A 4,084-nucleotide genomic window follows, 5' to 3' on the forward strand; every position below is an offset into this window, starting at 1 on the left:
ATGCGGCGCCGAATCTCTGCCTCCGTGGTCGCGGCCGTGCTGGCGACCGGTCTTCTCGCCACCGCTTGTGGCGGGGGTGACGACTCCGCCGATGACGCACCGCCCGGAGTCGACGCCGACTCCTCGGCGTCGCCGGACCCGGAGGACGAGGAGAGCGACGAGGGGGAGGACGGATCGGCTGAGGACGACCCGTCCGACGACGGTGTCGACCGCCCGGAGATCACCCTCCCCGACGACGTGAACAACGTCTTCGAAGAGGTCGACACCGATGACCCGGTCGAACTCGCGGTCCTCGCCGACCAGGAACACGCCATCAACGCCGTCGACGAGGCGGTCACCAGCGGTGACACGAAGGTGCCGTCGCTGCCGTTCTATCAGGCGGACACGGCGCTGCTGGAGAGCCTTGAGTTCGCCGCCGGGATGCATGATGACGGTCTCTCCTTCGGAGGCACCACGTACTACTACAACCGCACTCTCGAGATGCAGTCGAGCACGGCGGCCGTCGCCACGTACTGTGCGGACATGTCCGAGTCCTACCTGGTGAAGGTGGACAGTGGTGAGAAAGAGCCGGACAGTGGCACTTACTACTACACCTCGCGTCAGGAACTGAACGGCGATGGGGTCTGGCAGACCGTGGTCCTCACGACCGAGCGGGAGGACGATAAGTGCGCGCGCTGAGCTCGGTCGGTGCACTGGTCGGTGCGGTCCTCTTGTTGTCGACGGCATCTGATGTCGCCACAGACGGTGGTGGTCGAGGTGACCGAGGAGGAGAGGTTCGTGGAGACCGCAATGGCAACAAGCTGAACACAAGCGTCTCCGATGTAGGCGTCGGAGGCGTCGTCTTCGATCCGCCGCGCTCTGGTGCCGGCGGTTCTCTCACCGGGCGGCAGACCGACTGGTCGCCACCGCCCTGCTACTACGCCCCCCGCTGGTCCGCGTCGGAGTTCAAGACGTGGTGGGATACCTACGCGGAGCCGACCGCGCGCAAGACCGAGGGCACTGACGCCCAGCGCATCATCGACCAGCACGACGAGACGTACGGCGAGGGCAGCGAGTACGAGGATCACAACATCGGGCGGGAGGACGAGGGCGCCTGGTGGACGGTGCACTCGAACCCGAACCACCCGGACAGTTCGACTGTGAGCTGTGAGTCGCGGATCTTCTGGGTGGATTACGACGACACCCCGCCCCCGTATCCGGGTGCTCCCACCCCCGAGATGCTGGCGGAGTTGGCGTACGCGGAGGTGGAGATCCCTCAGCTGCGAGCCGAGTTGAGCCCCGCCGCCGACGCGCAGAAGGTGAACCTCGACACCTGGGTGTGGATGGACGCCTCCGACCTGGCGCCTGTCTCGGTCACGGCGTCGATCAGTGGCTACTCGCAGCTGTCGGCGACGGTCACCGCCACCCCGTCCCGCGTGGAGTTGGACCCGGGGACGGCCGATGCCACGGTGCACGACGGCTGCGCGGTCGGAGCGGACGGTGGCGTGGGCCGGCCCTACACCTCTTCCGATGCGGGATCCACTCCGGCCTGCGGCGTCACCTACCACCGGGCGACGCACAACGGTGGCCCGTACCCGTTCAGTGCGACCGTGGTGTGGGAGGTCAGCTGGGAAGGCTCGGACGGTAGTGGCGCGACGCTGCCCGACGGGGAGTTCGGCACGACCCAGGACGTCACCGTCCAGGAGATCCAGGCCATCGTCCGCTGACACCGCCCCGGCGCTGCGGCGTGGACCGGATGACCGCAGGCCGGCAGGCCGCGCACGAACGGTTCTGGCACAGCGAGAGACGCGCGCGGCACTCGGCGACCCCGAACCTCGCCGTCCGTGCGTCGCGCTCGGGGACGCCGGAGGAGGGCTTGATCCGCTTTGGCGGACATCGGAGATCAGAGGGTGAGCCCCCGGACCCTTCCCACCGCCGTTCCCGCACCCGCTGCCTGCCGCCACGTCCCGTGGGTGGGTGCTCCCGCGTGTCCCGCCCTTCACCTGTCGATACGGGGGCGGGTCGGAGGAAAGTCGCACGCCCGGTGCCGGCCCTCCGGCCGGGTACCGGATGCCGCGACTCCGGGAGCGCTGCGGCCGGCTCCGCACCACACCTGCGCGGAGTCCACACCCACCGGCCGCCGGCGAGCGGCATCATCACAGGAGGTGCGAGCCGCAGGCCCCTGGGCAACCACCCGGCGGCCCGGCGGTAGCCGTATTGTCTGCTTGTGAGCTTCTCCGCCACCGAAAGTTGAAGAGGAACATTCTGCGATGAATGAACTGTCGTTCGCCGTCCCCCTATGGGTGTGGGGTGCGGTCGCGCTCGGCATCTGCCTCATGCTGGCCGTCGACCTGTTCGCCCACCGCGACAACCACGTCATCGGCTTTCGGGAGGCGGCGATCTGGAGCGGCATCTGGATCGCCATCGGCCTCGCCTTCGGTCTGATCCTCCTGGCCTGGCAGGGCGGTGAGGTGGCGTCGACCTACTACGCCGGCTATCTGATCGAGAAGGCGCTCTCGGTCGACAACATCTTCGTCTTCGCGCTGGTCTTCACGTTCTTCGGCGTGCCGGACGCCTACCAGCACAAGGTCCTCATCTGGGGCGTCCTCGGCGCGCTGGTCGCGCGGTTCGTGTTCATCTTCGTCGGCGCGGAACTGCTGGAGCTCTTCTTCTGGACCGCCTACGTCTTCGGCGCGTTCCTGATCTGGACCGGCTACAAGCTGGTGGTCTCCAAGGACGAGGAGGTCCACCCGGACCGCAACCCCGTCGTCCGCATCGTCCGGAAGATCATCCCGACCGACCCCAAGTTCCACGACGCGAAGTTCTTCACCCGCGTCAACGGCCGCCGGGTCGCGACCCTGCTCTTCGTGGTGCTGATCGCAGTGGAGGCCACCGACCTGGTCTTCGCCGTCGACTCCGTCGCCGCCGTCCTGGCGATCACCACCAACACGTTCCTGGTGTGGACCGCCAACGCCTTCGCCATCCTGGGCCTGCGCAGCCTCTACTTCTGCCTCGCCGGGCTGCTGCGCCGCTTCACGCATCTGCACTACGGCCTGGCGGTCGTGCTGGCCTTCGCGGGCGTCAAGCTGATCCTCTCGGAGACCCCGGTGGGCAAGCTGCCGATTCCGCTCACCCTCGGGGTGATCGTCGTGACCCTCGCTGTCTCGATCATCTGGTCGCTGGTGGCCACCCGCGGTCAGTCCGAGGAGGACGCCGGGGCCGAGGACGGGACCTCGCCCGGGACCGGGGAGGGTGCCGCCGACGCACCCGCCGACGCGCCCTCGGCCGCACCCTCGGCCGCGCCGGGGACGGACGGGTCTGTCGATGCCGACGAGGACGGCGCCGGGCGGTCCGGGGATTCCCACGGCAGCCGCCCGTCCGACTCCGCCTGACCACGATCGGCCGTCGGTGCCTGGGGCACCGGCGGCCGGGGACCGCCCCGCGTTCGGCCTGTGGCGCCGGCCGCACACGGCGGGCGGCCCTGGACGAACTCCGGCGCCCGGTGCGAACCCGAAGTCCTTCGGCGGCCTCCTTCGCCCGCGCGGCGGTAACAGGCTGAAGCCTCTGGGGACGATCGCGGCCAGGTGTGGTCTGTTGCTCGGGCAAGCAACGAGAACGCCCCGGACGGCATGCCGTCCGGGGCGTTCTCATGGTGGTGGCTGGGGCCGGGATCGAACCGGCGACCTATCGCTTTTCAGGCGATCGCTCGTACCAACTGAGCTACCCAGCCACGCAGTTCACCGGAGTGATCTGCAAGCGGTCCTGACGGGATTTGAACCCGCGGCCTCCACCTTGACAGGGTGGCGAGCACTCCAAACTGCTCCACAGGACCTTGCGCACATGAGTGGAAGATCATTCCACACATGGTTGAGCGTGCCCCCAACGGGATTCGAACCCGTGCTACCGCCTTGAAAGGGCGGCGTCCTAGGCCACTAGACGATGAGGGCTGGTGGCCCGCCTGAGCGCTTCTCGGCGCCGTCGGGGACGTGAGAAGCATATGGGATAGCCGCTCGGATCGCCAAAACGTATTCGGAGGCGGCACGTCCGGGCCTCGCCGCCGCCGTCCGCGAGGCCCGCCGGCGGGGCGGGCGGGCCTGATCCCGTC

3 protein-coding genes and 3 tRNA genes are annotated in these 4,084 nt (G+C 68.6%); 3 read left to right on the forward strand and 3 right to left on the reverse strand.

All coding sequences use genetic code 11. From position 1 onward, the window contains the following. From E0D90_RS19415 to E0D90_RS19425, 3 genes are all read left to right on the forward strand, one after another. Positions 1-678: hypothetical protein (locus E0D90_RS19415; protein ID WP_227870333.1), on the forward strand; the 678-nt coding region annotated here is incomplete at its 5' end. Then, entirely contained in the window at positions 666-1,706 is a 1,041-nt protein-coding gene (locus tag E0D90_RS19420) for a hypothetical protein (RefSeq protein ID WP_227870334.1), read from the forward strand. The genes E0D90_RS19415 and E0D90_RS19420, both read left to right, overlap by 13 nt. Positions 1,707-2,249: 543 nt before the next feature. After that, a complete protein-coding gene (locus E0D90_RS19425; RefSeq protein ID WP_103528796.1) occupies positions 2,250-3,371 on the forward strand; it encodes a TerC family protein in 1,122 nt (373 codons plus the stop codon). 261 nt (positions 3,372-3,632) lie between these two features. Here E0D90_RS19425 and E0D90_RS19430 read toward each other — a convergent pair. The 3 genes from E0D90_RS19430 to E0D90_RS19440 all read right to left on the reverse strand — a co-directional run bounded on the left by E0D90_RS19430 (position 3,633) and on the right by E0D90_RS19440 (position 3,926). Continuing rightward, positions 3,633-3,709, reverse strand: a tRNA-Phe gene (locus E0D90_RS19430). Positions 3,710-3,736: 27 nt separating this feature from the next. Beyond that, positions 3,737-3,811: transfer RNA gene (locus E0D90_RS19435), tRNA-Asp, on the reverse strand. Positions 3,812-3,853: 42 nt separating this feature from the next. After that, positions 3,854-3,926: transfer RNA gene (locus E0D90_RS19440), tRNA-Glu, on the reverse strand. Positions 3,927-4,084 lie beyond the last annotated feature (158 nt).

It is taken from the genome of Streptomyces otsuchiensis (assembly GCF_004305975.1).
GTDB classification, from domain to species: domain Bacteria; phylum Actinomycetota; class Actinomycetes; order Streptomycetales; family Streptomycetaceae; genus Streptomyces; species Streptomyces otsuchiensis.